General features: G+C 40.1%; 10 protein-coding genes and 1 pseudogene. 4 read left to right on the top strand and 7 right to left on the bottom strand.

Annotated features, from left to right (window positions below; all coding sequences use genetic code 11):
- Positions 1–2 precede the first annotated feature (2 nt).
- Entirely contained in the window at positions 3–710 is a 708-nt protein-coding gene (locus HMPREF9957_RS06500) for an IspD/TarI family cytidylyltransferase (protein WP_000638496.1), read from the bottom strand.
- Positions 711–1,150: 440 nt separating this feature from the next.
- Between HMPREF9957_RS06500 and tacF the strand changes: the two genes are divergently transcribed.
- The 3 genes and pseudogenes from tacF to HMPREF9957_RS06485 all read left to right on the top strand — a co-directional run bounded on the left by tacF (position 1,151) and on the right by HMPREF9957_RS06485 (position 4,261).
- Positions 1,151–2,638 (top strand): type IV teichoic acid flippase TacF, encoded by a 1,488-nt coding sequence (gene tacF, locus HMPREF9957_RS06495; protein ID WP_000835907.1) that lies wholly within the window; start codon positions 1,151–1,153, stop codon positions 2,636–2,638.
- A gap of 9 nt (positions 2,639–2,647) precedes the next feature.
- Complete coding sequence (locus tag HMPREF9957_RS06490) at positions 2,648–3,451, top strand: LicD family protein (protein ID WP_000811885.1); 804 nt, start codon at positions 2,648–2,650, stop codon at positions 3,449–3,451.
- Position 3,452: 1 nt separating this feature from the next.
- Positions 3,453–4,261, top strand: a pseudogene (locus tag HMPREF9957_RS06485) (LicD family protein).
- A 69-nt stretch (positions 4,262–4,330) separates the two neighbouring features.
- On the opposite strand, the gene carB reads toward HMPREF9957_RS06485, so the two are convergent.
- From carB to HMPREF9957_RS06455, 6 genes are all read right to left on the bottom strand, one after another.
- Positions 4,331–7,507 (bottom strand): carbamoyl-phosphate synthase large subunit, encoded by a 3,177-nt coding sequence (gene carB / locus HMPREF9957_RS06480; RefSeq protein ID WP_001126429.1) that lies wholly within the window; start codon positions 7,505–7,507, stop codon positions 4,331–4,333.
- Positions 7,508–7,954: 447 nt separating this feature from the next.
- Positions 7,955–9,034: a carbamoyl phosphate synthase small subunit gene (locus tag HMPREF9957_RS06475; protein ID WP_000166853.1), complete on the bottom strand. Its 1,080-nt coding sequence runs from the start codon at positions 9,032–9,034 to the stop codon at positions 7,955–7,957.
- 49 nt (positions 9,035–9,083) lie between these two features.
- Complete coding sequence (locus tag HMPREF9957_RS06470; RefSeq protein WP_001293848.1) at positions 9,084–10,007, bottom strand: aspartate carbamoyltransferase catalytic subunit; 924 nt, start codon at positions 10,005–10,007, stop codon at positions 9,084–9,086.
- Between the two features lie 18 nt (positions 10,008–10,025).
- Complete coding sequence (gene pyrR / locus HMPREF9957_RS06465) at positions 10,026–10,547, bottom strand: bifunctional pyr operon transcriptional regulator/uracil phosphoribosyltransferase PyrR (protein ID WP_000644747.1); 522 nt, start codon at positions 10,545–10,547, stop codon at positions 10,026–10,028.
- Positions 10,548–10,757: 210 nt separating this feature from the next.
- Positions 10,758–11,387, bottom strand: a complete 630-nt coding sequence (gene nth, locus HMPREF9957_RS06460; RefSeq protein ID WP_000244443.1) for an endonuclease III — start codon at positions 11,385–11,387, stop codon at positions 10,758–10,760.
- The gene (locus HMPREF9957_RS06455) at positions 11,387–11,929 is read right to left on the bottom strand and encodes a YceD family protein (protein WP_000773213.1); all 543 of its coding nucleotides are present in this window, start codon (positions 11,927–11,929) and stop codon (positions 11,387–11,389) included. The genes nth and HMPREF9957_RS06455 overlap by 1 nt, the downstream gene beginning before the upstream one ends.
- A 480-nt stretch (positions 11,930–12,409) precedes the next feature.
- On the opposite strand from HMPREF9957_RS06455, the gene HMPREF9957_RS06450 reads away from it, so the two are divergent.
- A complete protein-coding gene (locus tag HMPREF9957_RS06450) occupies positions 12,410–13,936 on the top strand; it encodes an ATP-binding cassette domain-containing protein (protein WP_000590724.1) in 1,527 nt (508 codons plus the stop codon).
- The last annotated feature ends 120 nt before the right edge of the window (positions 13,937–14,056 follow it).

The raw sequence follows: 14,056 nt of genomic DNA, 5'->3' as shown, positions 1-14,056 counted from the left end.
TACTAGTCTTTCTCAATCATACTTTTTGCAATCTTCAAATCTGTTACGGTTGTAATCTTCAGATTTGAGTATTCACCCTTGGCCAAGGCTACATCTTTTCCTTTGATCACAAAGATTTTACATGCATCTGTCAAGATTTCCTTCTCTTCATCAGAAAGAGATCCATAAAGGTCCATGAAGTCCTTGCAACGGAATGTTTGAGGTGTTTGTCCTTGATAAAGGTGAGCACGATTTGGAATATCTGTAATAAATTGACCATTGGTACTTTCAACGATAGTATCAACCGCTTCTACCACTGTGTCCACTGCGTCATGATTTTGGGCAAGTTGGATATTGTCCTGAATCATGCGAAGCGTAATAAATGGACGAACAGAATCGTGGGTAACAACGATATCCTCTGGAGTAAGCGGACGATAAGCATCAATGGCTTCAATGATTTTCTCAATACTCGTATTGCGGTCAGCACCACCCTTTGTAATGATGATACGTTCCTTATGAAGAGGAAGATATTTATCTACAAGATCTTCTGCATGAGAAACCCAGTCTCCATGAACCCCAACTACAATTTTTTCAATACTTGGTTCCAAGACAAATTTTTCAATTGTATGAATCAAAATAGGTCGATCACCTAGCTCTAAAAATTGTTTTGGCAAGTTACTGATTCCCATGCGTGTGCCAGTTCCACCAGCAAGAATTCCTGCATAAATCATCTATTTTCTCCTTTGTCTTACTAAAAAAACTTATTCTCTCTATTATACCACAATCTAGTTCTATCATAAAAGAAATACTAGTCATCCCGTTCTAGAATAGGAGGATTAAGGAGTTCTATTATTCAAAGAAACTAGTCCATTTCTAGTAATGACTAGGAATTCTGTAGTCATTACCAATAAATGGCTGTGAAATTTTAGAGTTCTTCAGAATAATATACTTTCCTTAAAGAAAACTTAAAATTAAGATTTGAGACTTCAAAGTGATTACTTGACTTATACTCAATGAAAATCAAAAAGCAAACTAGGAAGCTAGCCGTAAGCTGTACTTGAGTACGGTAAGGCGACGCTGACGTGGTTTGAATTTGATTTTCGAAGAGTATTACTGCCCTTCATTTCTTATTAGCTGACTTTATGATATAATGAAAAACGAGGTAAATTGAATGAAAAGTATAAAATTAAATGCTCTATCTTACATGGGAATTCGTGTCTTAAATATTATTTTTCCCATCCTAACTGGTACCTACGTCGCGCGTGTCTTGGACCGAACTGACTATGGTTACTTCAACTCTGTCGACACAATTTTGTCATTTTTCTTACCCTTTGCAACTTATGGGGTCTATAACTACGGTTTACGGGCCATCAGTAATGTCAAGGATAACAAAAAAGATCTGAATAGAACCTTCTCCAGTCTTTTTTATTTGTGCATTGCTTGTACAATTTTGACTACCGCTGTCTATATCCTTGCCTATCCTCTCTTCTTTACAGATAATCCAATCATCAAAAAGGTCTACCTTGTTATGGGGATTCAACTCATTGCCCAGATTTTTTCAATCGAATGGGTCAATGAAGCTCTGGAAAATTATAGTTTTCTCTTTTACAAAACTGCCTTCATCCGTATCCTGATGCTGGTCTCTATTTTCTTATTTGTTAAAAATGAACACGATATTGTTGTCTATACACTTGTGATGAGTTTATCGACACTAATTAACTACCTGATTAGTTATTTTTGGATCAAAAGAGAGATCAAACTTGTTAAAATCCACATAAGTGATTTTAAACCGCTCTTTCTCCCTCTAACAGCCATGTTGGTCTTTGCTAATGCCAATATGCTCTTCACTTTTTTAGATCGCCTCTTCCTCGTTAAAACAGGGATTGATGTCAACGTTAGTTACTATACCATGGCTCAGCGAATTGTGACCGTTATAGCTGGGGTTGTAACAGGAGCTATCGGAGTGAGTGTGCCTCGTCTCAGTTACTATCTAGGAAAAGGCGATAAAGAAGCTTATGTCGCCCTTGTTAACAGAGGCAGTCGAATCTTTAACTTCTTTATCATTCCACTGAGCTTTGGACTCATGGTTTTAGGACCAAATGCCATCCTACTTTACGGTAGTGAAAAATATGTCGGAGGTGGTATCTTAACCTCTCTCTTCGCTTTTCGTACGATTATCCTGGCACTAGATACCATTCTTGGTTCCCAAATTCTCTTTACAAATGGCTATGAAAAACGTATCACAGTCTATACAGTCTTTGCAGGATTACTCAATTTAGGCTTAAACAGTCTCCTCTTTTTCAACAATATCGTGGCTCCTGAATACTATTTACTGACAACTATGCTATCAGAGGCCTCTCTACTTGTTTTCTATATCATTTTCATCCATAGAAAACAGCTCATCCACTTAGGACATATCTTTAGCTATACTATTCGATACTCTCTCTTTTCACTTTCCTTTGTAGGAATCTATTTCCTGATTAATTTCTTGTATCCTGTGGATATGGTCATTAATTTGCCATTTTTGATTAATACTGGTTTGATTGTCTTGCTATCAGCCATCTCTTATATTGGTCTACTCGTCTTCACCAAAGATAGCATTTTCTATGAATTTTTAAACCATGTCCTAGCCTTAAAAAATAAATTCAAAAAATCATAGGAGTTTAGAATGAAACAACTAACCATTGAAGATGCCAAACAAATTGAATTAGAAATTTTGGATTATATTGATACTCTCTGTAAAAAGCACAATATCAACTATATTATTAACTACGGTACTCTGATTGGGGCGGTTCGACATCAGGGCTTTATTCCTTGGGACGACGATATTGATCTGTCCATGCCTCGAGAGGACTACCAACGATTTATAAACATTTTTCAAAAGGAAAAAAGCAAATATAAGCTCCTTTCCTTAGAAACTGATAAGAACTACTTTAACAACTTTATCAAAATAACTGACAGTACGACCAAAATTATTGATACTCGGAATACAAAAACCTATGAGTCAGGTGTTTTTATCGATATTTTCCCTATGGATCGCTTTGATGATCCTAAGGTCATTGATACTTGTTATAAGCTGGAAAGCTTCAAACTTCTATCTTTCAGTAAACATAAAAATATTGTCTATAAAGATAACCTTTTAAAAGATTGGATACGAACAGCCTTTTGGTTACTCCTTCGACCTGTTTCTCCTCGTTATTTTGCACATAAAATCGAGAAAGAAATTCAAAAATATAGTCGTGAAAATGGTCAGTATATGGCCTTTATCCCTTCAAAATTTAAGGAAAAGGAAGTCTTTCCAAGTGGTACTTTCGATAAAACAATCGATTTACCCTTTGAGAATTTAAGCCTTCCCGCACCTGAAAAATATGATACTATTTTGACACAATTTTATGGAGATTATATGACCCTACCACCAGAAGAAAAACGCTTCTACAGTCATGAATTTCACGCTTACAAATTGGAGGATTAGGATGCAGTATTTAGAAAAAAAGAAATTAAAGAAATTCAACTAGCCCTGCTAGACTATATTAATGAGACTTGTAAGAAACATAATATTCCTTATTTTCTCAGTTATGGAACCATGCTTGGAGCTATCCGCCACAAAGGTATGATTCCTTGGGATGATGATATTGATATTTCCCTTTATCGTGAGGATTATGAGCGTTTACTGAAGATTATTGAAAAAGAAAATCACCCTCGCTACAAGGTTCTTTCATATGACACTTCTTCTTGGTACTTCCATAATTTCGCATCGATTTTAGACACTTCTACTGTTATCGAAGACCATGTTAAGTACAAGCGTCATGATACCAGCCTTTTCATCGATGTCTTCCCAATTGATCGCTTTACAGACTTGAGCATTGTCGACAAGAGTTATAAGTATGTGGCCCTTCGTCAACTAGCTTATATCAAAAAATCACGCGCAGTTCACGGTGATAGCAAGCTAAAAGATTTTCTAAGATTATGTAGCTGGTACGCTCTCCGAGTGGTCAATCCCCGTTACTTTTACAAGAAAATTGATCAGCTAGTCAAAAATGCTTCAACCAGCACTCCTCAATATGAGGGAGGAATTGGTATTGGTAAAGAAGGAATGAAAGAAGTCTTCCCAGTTGATACCTTTAAAGAACTCATCTTAACTGAGTTTGAAGGTCGTATGTTGCCTGTGCCAAAAAAATATGACCAATTTTTAACCCAGATGTATGGGGATTATATGACACCACCATCAAAGGAAATGCAAGAGTGGTATAGCCACAGTATTAAAGCTTATCGCAAAAGCTGATTAATCAGTAGTTTACAAGAAAAAATATAACAAAAAAGAGAAGATCGTTACACCTTCTCTTTTTTCTATTTAAATCGCTTCTGTAACAAAACTACGGCTTTCCAATACTTTAAGCATGGCGTTAGCTGTATCTAGGGCTGTGAAGAGGGGCACTCCGTGTTCAATGGCTGAACGACGGATTTGCTCACCATCTTCGTCAGCAGTTCGTTTGGTTCCTACTGTGTTAATGATAGCTTGAATTCTTCCTTTGCGAACAAAACTTGGAATATCCTTATCGTCATCACCAATCTTACCAACAGGTTGGGATTGCAATCCATGACTGGCAAAGAAGGCTGCTGTCCCTTCTGTAGCGAGGATTCCATAGCCAATATTTTGGAAACGACGAGCCAAGTCCAAGGCTTCTTCTTTGGCATCATCAGCGATGGTAAATACAACGTTACCAAAAGTTGGCAAGTGTAAGTAAGAAGCTTCAAAGGCCTTATAGAGAGCTTTTTCCAAAGTCGTATCAGAACCCATAACTTCCCCTGTTGACTTCATTTCAGGACCAAGTAAGCTGTCTACCTTAGCTAGCTTGGTAAAGGAGAAGACAGGTGCCTTGATATGAACGCGGATGCTTTCAGGGTAAAGTCCATCTTGGTAGCCGAGTTCTTCAAGTTTTTGACCAAGAATGAGCTTAGTTGCTACTTGAGCCATAGGAATATTGGTCACTTTAGAAAGAAATGGAACCGTACGGCTGGCACGTGGATTGACCTCAATAACGTAGACTTTTTCATCCTTGATGACAAACTGAATGTTCATCATACCAAGACAGTTAAGACCAATTGCTAGGCGTTTAGTATAGTCTGCGATTGTTTCTTGCACCTTTTGCGACAAGGTTTGTGGTGGGTAAACGGCCATTGAGTCACCTGAGTGGACACCAGCACGTTCGATATGCTCCATGATACCAGGGATGAGAACATTTTCCCCGTCTGAGATGGCATCGACTTCGCACTCTTGCCCAACGATATAAGAGTCGACAAGAACTGGGTGGTCTGGACTAGCCTTAACCGCTGTACGCATGTAAGAACGAAGATCTTCTTCATTTTCTACGATTTCCATGGCACGTCCACCTAAGACATAAGATGGGCGAACGAGAACTGGGAAGCCAATCTTGCGAGCTGCAAGCACTGCTTCTTCTTCATTGGTTGCCGTTTGTCCTGGTGGCTGTGGAATATCCAATTCTTTTAAGGCTTGCTCAAAGAGGTCACGGTCTTCGGCACGGTCTAGGTCAGCAACTTGTGTACCAAGGATGGTCACACCTGCTTTAGCCAATGGCTCCGCAAGGTTGATAGCTGTTTGACCACCGAACTGAACGATAACTCCTTTTGGTTGCTCCAAGTCAATGACATTCATAACATCTTCGAATGTCAATGGCTCAAAGTAAAGCTTATCTGATACCGAGAAGTCTGTAGAAACGGTCTCTGGGTTTGAGTTCATGATGATGGCTTCATAACCAGCTGCCTGGATAGCCTTAACAGAGTGAACGGTTGCGTAGTCAAACTCGACCCCTTGACCAATACGGATTGGACCCGAACCTAGGACTAGTACAGATTCCTTATCAGACTTGATAGATTCATTTTCCCATCCATAGGTTGAATAGAAGTATGGTGTTTCAGAGTCAAACTCAGCCGCACAGGTATCAACCATCTTGTAGACTGGGACAATCTTGTTTTCTAAACGAAGTTGGCGCACTTGGTCTGCAGTCGTTTCCCAAAGTTCAGCAATCTTACGGTCTGAGAATCCATTCAATTTTGCAGTTTTCAAAACTTCAAGATTTTGTGGATGAGCACCCAATTCTTGCTCAATTTCAAAGATATGTAGGAGTTTATCGAGATAGAAGATATCAATCTTAGTTAATTCAGCAATTTCTTCTGGTGTGTAACCACGACGAATGGCTTCTGATACGTAGAAGAGACGGTCATCTTGGGCCTTGACTACTTTTTCAATCAAGGCATCATCAGAAACTGCTGCAAGTTCAGGCATTTCATTGTGATGAACCCCAATTTCAAGGGAACGACAAGCCTTAAGGAGAGATTCTTCGATGTTTCGACCGATTGCCATGACTTCTCCTGTCGCCTTCATCTGTGTACCAAGACGGCGTTCACCCTTTTCAAACTTGTCAAATGGGAAACGAGGAATTTTGGCAACCACATAGTCAAGGGCAGGCTCAAACATGGCATAGGTTGAACCTGTAACTGGGTTAATAACCTCATCCAAGGTCAAACCTACTGCAATCTTGGCAGCTAATTTAGCAATCGGATATCCTGTCGCTTTAGATGCTAGGGCTGACGAACGAGATACACGAGGGTTTACTTCGATAACATAATACTTGAAGCTGTGGGGATCAAGGGCCAGCTGAACGTTACATCCACCTTCAATCTTGAGGGCACGAATGATGCTCAAGCTCGCGTCACGTAGCATTTGATTTTCATAGTCTGACATGGTTTGCGCAGGGGCGAATACAATGGAATCCCCTGTGTGAATCCCAACTGGGTCAAAGTTTTCCATGTTACAAACAACCAAAGCATTGTCAGCTGAGTCACGCATCACTTCGTATTCGATTTCCTTGAAACCTGCGATTGAACGTTCAATCAAACATTGGGTCACAGGTGACAATTTCAAACCATTTTCAGCGATTTCACGCAATTCTTCCTCGTTGGCACACATACCACCACCAGTACCACCAAGTGTAAAAGCTGGACGGACGATGACTGGGTAGCCAATTGTTGCTGCAAAGGCAACTGCTTCTTCTACTGTATTAACAATTTCAGATTCTGGAATGGGTTGGTTTAGCTCTTCCATCAATTGTTTAAAGAGGTCACGGTCCTCCGCTTGGTCAATGGCAGATAATTTAGTTCCCAGAAGCTCAACACCAAGCTCATCAAGAATACCATTTTTAGACAATTCCATGGCCATATTAAGACCAGTTTGCCCACCAAGGGTTGGTAACAAGGCATCTGGACGTTCCTTACGAAGAATACGTGTCACAAACTCAAGTGTAATTGGTTCAATATAAACCTTATCAGCAATTTCCTTGTCCGTCATGATAGTGGCAGGGTTTGAGTTAACCAAAACAACCTCATAACCTTCCTCTTTCAAAGACAAGCAAGCCTGGGTCCCAGCGTAGTCAAACTCAGCAGCCTGACCAATAATAATCGGACCAGAACCAATCACCATAATTTTTTGAATATCAGTACGTTTAGGCATAGTTTATGATACAAAGCCCGTAAAGAACACAGTGAAAATAGGAAACTCGGTGCAGACGCCTTTAGCGTCAAGACGATGTTTATCTTTTTCACACAGTTCTTAGGGCGTGTTCACTTCCGCGAACAATGTATCTTCTCCTTTCTATTCGGCAACTCTCAGGTTGCCATTAAATAAATTCTCCGACGATTTTTTAGCGAAACGATACTTTTCGGTAAAAAATCTAGTGCAGGGAGTTTTTAGTTCGCCTGATAGCGACTAAAAGAAACGACCTGCCTTTCTATTCGTCGCCTCACAGAGCGACATTAAATAAGATACAAAGGACGAATAGAAAGCGATTGAATTTTAGGAAACCAAGGAAGGATTGACAATCCAAATTGGTTTATCTAAATTCCGAGCTTTCCGTCCATGTTCAGTTACATAAATTCTCCGACGAGCTTTTACTCGTTCTTAGTTTGATTGTTTAAAAGCTTCCATCATCTCGATAAACTCGTCAAATAGGTAGCTTGCGTCGTGTGGACCTGGGGCTGCATCTGGATGATATTGAACAGAGAAAGCAGGTTGATATCTGTGGCGCACACCTTCCACTGACTTGTCATTGATTTCTTCGTGGGTGATAATCAAGTGTTCTGGCAAATCCTCACGGCTGACTGCATAACCATGGTTTTGGCTGGTAAAATCTACGCGTCCTGTTGCGATTTCACGTACTGCATGGTTAAAGCCACGGTGTCCAAATTTCATCTTATAGGTCTTAGCACCATTTGCCATAGCAAAGAGTTGATGCCCCATACAAATACCAAAGATTGGAATTTTTCCTTGCACACCACGAATCATATCAAGGGCTTGTGGAACATCTTCTGGGTTACCTGGACCGTTTGACAACATAACTCCGTCAGGATTGAGATGGAGAATTTCTTCCGCCGTTGTCGAATAAGGAACAACCGTCACGTTACAATTACGCTTAGAAAGTTCACGTAGAATTGAGTGCTTGAGACCAAAGTCCACTAGCACCACGCTCAAACCAACTCCTGGAGCTGGATAGGATGTTTTAGTAGAAACCTGTTTGATATTGTCAGTCGGCAAGACTGTTGCTTGGAGCTGATCCGTCACATGGTCCATACTGTCTCCAACATGAGTCAAGGTTGCACGCATAGTACCATGCTTACGGATAATCTTGGTAAGGGCACGCGTATCAATCCCTGAAATACCCGGAATTTTCTTGGCTTTCAAAAATTCATCTAGCGTCATTTGGTTGCGCCAGTTGCTTGCTCTACGCGCTTCTTCAAAAACAACGACTCCCTTACAAGTTGGAATAATGGATTCGTAATCATCACGGTTAATTCCATAATTTCCCACCAAAGGATAAGTAAAGGTCAAGATCTGTCCATTATAAGACTGGTCTGTAATGGATTCTTGGTAGCCAGTCATCCCTGTGTTAAAGACGATTTCGCCTGTTACATCAATATCTGCTCCAAAGGCCTTGCCTTCAAAAACTGTGCCATCTTCTAATACTAGAAGTCTTTTTGTCATATTTTCACCTCTCGTGGACGCTCACTGGCGTCTTTTAACGTCTTGTGTTTTAGTTGGCGTTTCTACTCGCCAGTACGGATTCTAAGATTGCCATTCGAACAAAGACACCATTGGTCATTTGTTGGACAATCCGTGATTTTGGTGCTTCAACCAAGTGGTCTGCGATTTCTACATCACGATTGACTGGAGCTGGGTGCATGAGGATTGCTGTTTCTTTCAAACGGTCATAACGTTCTTGAGTCAAGCCATGTTGGGCATGGTAGTCTTCTTTTGAAAAGACAGCTCCACTATCATGGCGTTCATGTTGCACACGAAGAAACATCATGACATCAACCTGATCAATGATTTCATCAATAGTTACAAACTGTCCATAGTCTGCAAACTCTTGACTTCTCCATTCCTCAGGTCCAGCGAAAAAGAGTTCAGCTCCCAAGCGTTTCAAAATCTGCATATTAGATTTAGCAACGCGTGAGTGGTCCAAGTCACCTGCAATAGCAACCTTAAGACCCTCAAAGTGACCAAATTCCTCATAAATAGTCATCAAATCAAGCAAGCTCTGGCTAGGGTGTTGGCCCGAACCATCTCCACCATTAATGATGGAAGTCGTAATCGTTGGACTTGCAATTAATTCTCTGTAGTAGTCAACCTCAGGGTGGCGAATCACACAGACGTCAACTCCTAAAGCAGACAGAGTCAAAATGGTATCATAAAGTGTCTCACCCTTATTAACCGAACTAGTCTTCACATCAAAGTCAAGTCGTTCCAATCCCAATTTAATCTCTGCCACTTCAAAGGACTTATGCGTCCGTGTAGAATCCTCAAAGAAAAGATTGGAAACAATCGGATGGTTTTCATAGGGAAGCTGAGCTCCATTTTTAAACTCAATTCCTCTCTTGATCAATTTCATGACTTGATCGACAGTGAGGTCTTCCATGGACACCACATGGTTCAATGCTTGTTGATTTTCTGACATGGCTACTCCTTTAGCTTTCTAAGCTTCTTCAGTAATCAGAACTCTGTCTTGGCCATCAAGTTCTGCCATCTCTACGATGATTTCTTCAGAACGACTAGTTGGGATATTTTTTCCAACATAATCTGGACGGATTGGCAATTCTCTATGTCCACGATCGACCAGAACAGCTAAACTCACGCGCGCAGGACGACCATGACCGACAATATTATCAATAGCAGCGCGGATGGTACGGCCTGTATAAAGTACATCGTCCACCAAAATAACTTCACGGTCTGTCACATCAACAGAAACTAAAGAAGTATCTTCTCCACTTTTAACATCATCACGGAAAGGTTTAGTATCCAATTCCACAACAGGAACTGAAAGATTTTCTAGCTGCTCCAAACGTTCTTGGATTCGGTGGGCGATAAAGACACCGCGAGTTTTAATACCAGCCAAGACGATTTTATTCAAATCTTTGTTGCGTTCGATAATCTCATATGTAATACGCGTAATCGCTCGTTTGACAGTCAATTCGTCTACAACTTCTTTTGCCTTCATGACAAACCTCCAAAAAGAAAAGTCTCCTTAAACAAGGAGACTTGAAATGTATAGCCAAGCGAGCCCTACTGCAAACAGTATAGACTTCACCCTACTACTTAATCGTTCTCCTTGCCTGCCTCACGGGACAGGTTTAAAGGAATATTTAATTATCAACTACTATAGCACAAAGCATGCTTAAAATCAAGCAAAAACTTTTGATCCCCCATCTTATAAATTGCTAAAATCATATAATTGTGGGTACTGGTCACACTCTGGATTTTTAGGATGACAAATAGCTCTTCCAAAATAAATCATGGCCTGATGAGCTGCTAACCACTGCTCAGGCGGCAAGATATCCATAACCCTCTTTTCCACCTCAAGCGGTGTCGCTGATTTTTTGACAATATCATGGTGTTTGCAAATACGCTCCACATGAGTATCTACTGCAAAGGCTGGAATTCCAAAGCCCACACTCATGACAACATTGGCTGTCTTGCGACCAACACCTGCCAAACTCTCCAATTCCTCACGTGTCTGAGGGACTTGACCATCAAAATCATCTAGTAACTGTTGGGCACATTTTTTAAGGAATTTAGCCTTATTTCGATACAGTCCCAAACGAGAAATGTGTGAGGCAATCTCACTCTCTGTTGCAACAGACATGGCTTGTGGCGTTGGAAAGGCAGCAAAGAGACCTGGTGTGGCCTTATTTACCGCTGCATCCGTCGTCTGGGCTGACAACATGACCGCAACCAAGAGTTCAAAATGATTGGTAAAATCAAGACTGGGTTTGGCATCTGGGAAGAGAGCAATGATTTCTTCTAGCACTTTTCGTGCTCGTTTTTTTGACAAGACCATTATTCGTCTCCATCAAATAGTCCTTGTAAGCCAGCAAAAGGACTGTTTTCTTCTTTCTTAACTGCTTGTTGAGCTTGGTATTCTTCCTCAGTCATGATTTGCCAGTCATTTCCTGACACAAATCCTTGACCAGCTTCTTCTTCAGCCGTCAAGACCTTGATAGGAATGTTCAGCAGGATATTGTCTGACACGCTCTCAGCAAGGTCCAGTTCCCCATTTTCGATAGGCAAGACCAAATCATCATCTAGAACTTCTTGATCTAGCTGGTTAGTTGCGCCTTCCATGAAAACTTCCGTGACTGGATAAGATTCAGCCAACTCAACTGGCTGCATACTGCGACTTGAAGCAAGGACAATGGTATAAGACAACTGATAATCTAAGAAATACATACGGTCTTCGTACTGTACTTTTCCAACTGCAAGGATATCTTTTACATCTAAAATTTCTTGATTGCGTGCACGCAGGTCTGCGGCTAGGTCTAAGGTTTGTTCAAAATGCAAGCCTTCAGACTGCTTACGAATTTCTTGAATATTTAATTTCATACTTCCTCCATAAAGATTTACTCTCTTGATTATACCATGAAAAGGCTACAAATCAGCACAGCAAACTTTATAATTAAAATTCGATTTTTTAATATATTTATCACTATATTTTTTGGTGCTGTACTATAGGCAAGAATACATCAGAGTAAGGAGGATGCTCACATGGAAGACAAAGAACTCATTACTAATGCTTATCACACGGATTTTAGAGCTTGAAATTTCCAGTTTTCTGTTGACAAAATATCCTGAAAGGTATAGTATAGAGATACTAATACTCGGAGGTAAGGGAGACATGAACAACTAAGTCTATCAAATAAAGAACCTTTATTTAGTAGATCTTGTTTTTGTCTCTTTTTGTGTGCTCTTTTATGCTCTTTTTCTGGCATTTTAATAGAGTTTTTTTGACATAGACTTTGGGCTCTACTAGGTAAAGTAGAGCTTTTTGCTATGCACTATTAACATTCTAGAAAGGGCAATCATATGATAAAAATCAATCACCTGACCATCACACAAAACAAAGATTTACGAGACCTTGTCTCAGACTTAAACATGACCATCCAATCCGGGGAAAAGGTAGCTATTATCGGCGAAGAAGGAAATGGCAAATCAACCTTACTTAAAACTTTAATGGGAGAAACTTTACCTGATTTCACTATCAGGGGAGACATCCAGTCTGACTATCAGTCACTGACCTATATTCCTCAAAAACTTCCCGAAAAGCTGAAAAATAGGACTCTACACGACTACTTCTTTTTAGATTCTATTGATTTAGACTACAGTATCCTCTATCGTTTGGCTGAGGAATTGCATTTTGATAGCAATCGTTTTGCTAGTAACCAAGAGATTGGGAGCCTCTCGGGGGGCGAAGCTTTGAAAATTCAGCTCATCCATGAGTTAGCCAAACCCTTTGAGATTCTATTTTTAGATGAACCTTCAAACGACTTAGACCTTGAGACGGTTGATTGGCTAAAAGGTCAGATTCAAAAGACCAGGCAAACTGTTATTTTCATTTCCCATGATGAAGACTTTCTTTCTGAAACGGCTGATACTATTGTCCACTTGCGACTGGTTAAGCACCGTAAAGAAGCGGAAACACTAGTAGAGCATTTAGACTATGATAGCTATAGCGACCAGAGAAAGGCTAATTTTGCCAAACAAAGCAAGCAAGCTGCTAACGACCAAAGAGCCTACGATAAAACCATGGAAAAACATCGGCGAGTCAAGCAAAATGTAGAAACTGCGCTTCGAGCTACTAAAGACAGTACTGCCGGTCGCCTATTGGCTAAAAAGATGAAAAATGTTCTCTCTCAAGAAAAACGCTTTGAAAAGATAGCTCAGTCCATAACCCAAAAACCACTTGAAGAGGAAGAAATCAGACTTTTCTTCTCAGATATACAGCCATTAGCGACTTCTAAAGTCTTAATCCAACTGGAAAAAGAAAATTTGTCCATTGGCGAGCGAATTTTGGTGCAAGAACTACAATTAACTGTCCGTGGGCAAGAAAAAATCGGTATCATCGGCCCAAATGGTATTGGGAAATCAACTCTGTTAGCCAAGTTACAGCAACTTCTTAATGATAAAAGAGAGATTTCACTTGGTTATATGCCACAAGATTACCACAAAAAACTGAAATTGGATTTATCACCAATAGCCTATCTAAGTCAAACTGGGGAAAAAGAGGAACTACAGAAAATCCAATCTCACCTAGCCAGTCTCAATTTCAGTTATCCAGAAATGCAACATCAAATTCGCTCCTTATCTGGCGGACAACAGGGAAAACTCCTGCTTTTGGATTTAGTCTTGTGCAAACCAAACTTTCTCCTTCTGGATGAACCCACACGAAACTTTTCTCCCACTTCTCAACCCCAAATCAGAAAACTCTTTGCAACCTATCCAGGCGGTATCATCACTGTTTCGCATGACCGTCGTTTCTTAAAAGAGGTCTGTTCATGCATCTATCGCTTGACAGAACATGGTTTGGAGGTAGTTAATTTAGACGATTTATAAATTTGAAACATAGCAGATAGGTGGGGCAAAAACACAATTTTAGGAGAAGAGAAAGTAAATCTTCCCATAAAAAAATGCATAATATCAAGTTTTCTCACACCTGATATTATGCGTTTTTCA

It is taken from the genome of Streptococcus mitis SK1080 (genome assembly GCF_000220085.1).
Lineage (GTDB): Bacteria > Bacillota > Bacilli > Lactobacillales > Streptococcaceae > Streptococcus > Streptococcus mitis_K.
This window is presented reverse-complemented; position numbering and strand designations above follow the sequence as displayed.

What these genes read in the sequence shown, in the direction of transcription:
- HMPREF9957_RS06470 (WP_001293848.1), bottom strand. Translation starts at nt 10,007, where the DNA reads ATGTCAGAAAATCAACAAGCATTGAACCATGTGGTGTCCATGGAAGAC.
- tacF (WP_000835907.1), top strand. Translation starts at nt 1,151, where the DNA reads ATGAAAAGTATAAAATTAAATGCTCTATCTTACATGGGAATTCGTGTC.
- pyrR (WP_000644747.1), bottom strand. Translation starts at nt 10,547, where the DNA reads ATGAAGGCAAAAGAAGTTGTAGACGAATTGACTGTCAAACGAGCGATT.
- nth (WP_000244443.1), bottom strand. Translation starts at nt 11,387, where the DNA reads ATGGTCTTGTCAAAAAAACGAGCACGAAAAGTGCTAGAAGAAATCATT.
- HMPREF9957_RS06475 (WP_000166853.1), bottom strand. Translation starts at nt 9,034, where the DNA reads ATGACAAAAAGACTTCTAGTATTAGAAGATGGCACAGTTTTTGAAGGC.
- HMPREF9957_RS06500 (WP_000638496.1), bottom strand. Translation starts at nt 710, where the DNA reads ATGATTTATGCAGGAATTCTTGCTGGTGGAACTGGCACACGCATGGGA.
- carB (WP_001126429.1), bottom strand. Translation starts at nt 7,507, where the DNA reads ATGCCTAAACGTACTGATATTCAAAAAATTATGGTGATTGGTTCTGGT.
- HMPREF9957_RS06490 (WP_000811885.1), top strand. Translation starts at nt 2,648, where the DNA reads ATGAAACAACTAACCATTGAAGATGCCAAACAAATTGAATTAGAAATT.
- HMPREF9957_RS06450 (WP_000590724.1), top strand. Translation starts at nt 12,410, where the DNA reads ATGATAAAAATCAATCACCTGACCATCACACAAAACAAAGATTTACGA.
- HMPREF9957_RS06455 (WP_000773213.1), bottom strand. Translation starts at nt 11,929, where the DNA reads ATGAAATTAAATATTCAAGAAATTCGTAAGCAGTCTGAAGGCTTGCAT.